The 2,666-nt window shown below is 44.1% G+C and carries 2 pseudogenes; both read right to left on the bottom strand.

Annotation, left to right across the window (positions count from 1 at the left end):
• Positions 1 to 299: 299 nt before the first annotated feature.
• A pseudogene (leuB, locus tag ACO1D1_RS14050) lies at positions 300 to 1,406 on the bottom strand (3-isopropylmalate dehydrogenase).
• A gap of 80 nt (positions 1,407 to 1,486) precedes the next feature.
• Positions 1,487 to 2,554: pseudogene (locus ACO1D1_RS14055) on the bottom strand (2-isopropylmalate synthase); the annotation flags it as partial.
• Positions 2,555 to 2,666 lie beyond the last annotated feature (112 nt).

Raw genomic sequence — 2,666 nt, forward strand, 5'->3', positions numbered from 1 at the left:
GTAAATCTGGTTTTCCTTCTTCTTGATGGACAACATGCTGTTCCCAAATTTTTTGGATAATCGTTTTTGGTGTTTGCATAGCTTCCTTCCTCACGTTAATAAATTTAATTTCACGGTAATTAGCAAATATCACACCTCAATCAGCGGATATCCCGCTTCAATTGGCGGATAAAGCACTCCAATCAGCGAATACCCTGCTTCAATTGGCGGATAACGCACCCCAATCAGAGGATATCCTTATCTCCCCTAGATTTATAAGGGTAAACCGTCCAATAAGACGGTTTACCCCAAAAAGTTTCTTAATAATAGCAGCTGGCGATACATTTAGAAGCATTTTGAGACTTAATATAATCGACAATTAGTTTAGTCATTTCCGCGGTCCCAACAAGGCGGCCGTTTGCAACCTGAAGGTCACCTGTGTGGAAGCCGGCATCAAGAATGGATTGAACAGCCTCCTCAATGACTTTTGCTTCATCTTCCATTTGGAATGAATAACGAAGCATAAGGGCCGCAGAAAGAATCATCGCAACCGGGTTAGCGATCCCCTTACCGGCAATATCCGGGGCAGAGCCGTGAACTGGTTCATAAAGGCCAAGGCCATCTTCACGAAGGCTGGCAGATGGAAGCATCCCAAGTGAACCTGTTAAGACAGATGCCTCATCACTTAAAATATCACCAAACAAATTTTCCGTAACAATGACATCAAAATGAGTTGGATTCGTAATCAGTTTCATTGCTGCTGCATCAACTAAAACATGTTCAACAGCGACGTCTGGATACACTGCTTTTTTTCTTCCACCACTTCTCGCCAAAGCTTGCTGGATTCTAAGACGTTGGCTTTATCTACAGAGGTCAAATGACCGCGCCGCTTTTGGGCTGATTGAAAGCCTTTATCTACAATTCTTTCAATTTCTTTACGAGTGTATGCAAGCGTATCAACAACAGAATTTCCGTTGTCACGGCGCTCGCTTGGTCTTCCGAAATAAAGTCCGCCAGTTAATTCACGTACAATAAGGAGGTCGCTTTCCTGAAACCACTTCTTCCTTCAATGGTGAAGCATGGAGCAGGTTCTTAAAACCTTTAACGGGCCTTAAGTTAGCAAATAAATCGAGTGCCTTGCGGATTCCAAGCAATCCTCTTTCAGGACGTAAGTGGGAAGGATTTTGATCCCATTTTGGCCCGCCGACGGCACCTAATAATACAGCATCCGCCTCCTTACAGGCATCAACCGTTGAATCGGGAAGGGGAGTGCCGTATTGGTCAATGGCTGCTCCTCCGATTTCATGGGTTTCGAAGCTAAAACTATGATTATATTCTTCAGCAATTGCCTGTAACACATCTTTTGCCGAATTAATAACTTCCTTGCCGATACCATCACCGGGAAGTAGAACAATATGTTTTTTCATTAGAAGCAACCTCCTCATTTTTTTTGGGTGCCTGACACCCTTTGTACTATCTGTATACAGTAAATGGTGCCTGACACCATTTACAACACCGCTGGTTCTTTTGCAATTGCTTTTTGGTTGTAGAATACTCTGTTGACTGCGTTCAGGAAGGCTTTGCCTGATGCTTCTAGGACGTCCTGGGCGGATCCGCGTCCGCTTACTGCAGTATTGTTAACCGTCATTTTCACGTGGACTTCAGCAAGTGCGTCCCGCCCTTTACCAACGGAGGTCAAGTTGAAATCAGTGAGATGAATTTTTTCTTCAATTAATGCTTCTAATGTGTTGTATAATGCTTCAACACTTCCGCTGCCAGTTCTTGCTGTCTCTACCCGGTTACCGCATGGAGTCGTGAGAGCGACAGTGGCGGTAGGGAGGTTTCCAGAACCGCTTTGAACTTGGAAAGCGACAAGCTCATACTTTTTCACATCAACAGAAGCTGTTTGGATATCTAGTAAAATCGTATATAAATCTTCATCTGTTACTTCTTTTTTGCTGTCAGTTAATTGCTTAAATGATTTGAATGCTTCGTTCAGCTTCTCTTGAGATAAATCGAAGCCCATCTGCTCAATTTTGTCCTTAAAGGCATGGCGGCCTGAATGTTTTCCAAGAACAAGGTCATTGGATTGAACGCCAACCAATTCAGGCGTAATAATTTCGTAGGTCAAGGCATTTTTTAACACGCCATCCTGATGAATTCCTGATTCATGAGCGAAGGCATTTTTTCCAACAACGGCTTTATTGCCAGGGACCTTCATCCCAGTAAAGCGGCTCACCAAGTCACTTGTGCGCTTGATTTCTTTTAACACTAGATTCGTTGTGAATGGATAGCGGTCATTGCGAATATTTAAAGCAACGGCGATTTCTTCTAATGCTGCATTGCCTGCGCGTTCCCCAATGCCGTTAATTGTACCTTCCACTTGAGTAGCGCCATTTTCCACCGCTGCAAGCGAGTTGGCCACTGCCATACCTAAGTCATCATGACAGTGGCAGGACAGTGCTGCTCTATGAATATTCGGCACATTTTCTCTTATATAGCGGAACATCCGTCCATATTCTTGCGGCGTTGTATACCCCACATTATCAGGAAGGTTGATGACAGTAGCTCCGGCTGAAGCGGCGCACGAAAAACGCGAAAGCGTTTCACGATAAATGCGAAAACGCCTATCTAGGTTGTTGGGTTTTGGTTAAATTGCACCTTGCACTGAACGAAGAACAGCTACA

It is taken from the genome of Neobacillus sp. 19 (assembly GCF_049463095.1).
Lineage (GTDB): Bacteria > Bacillota > Bacilli > Bacillales > Cytobacillaceae > Neobacillus.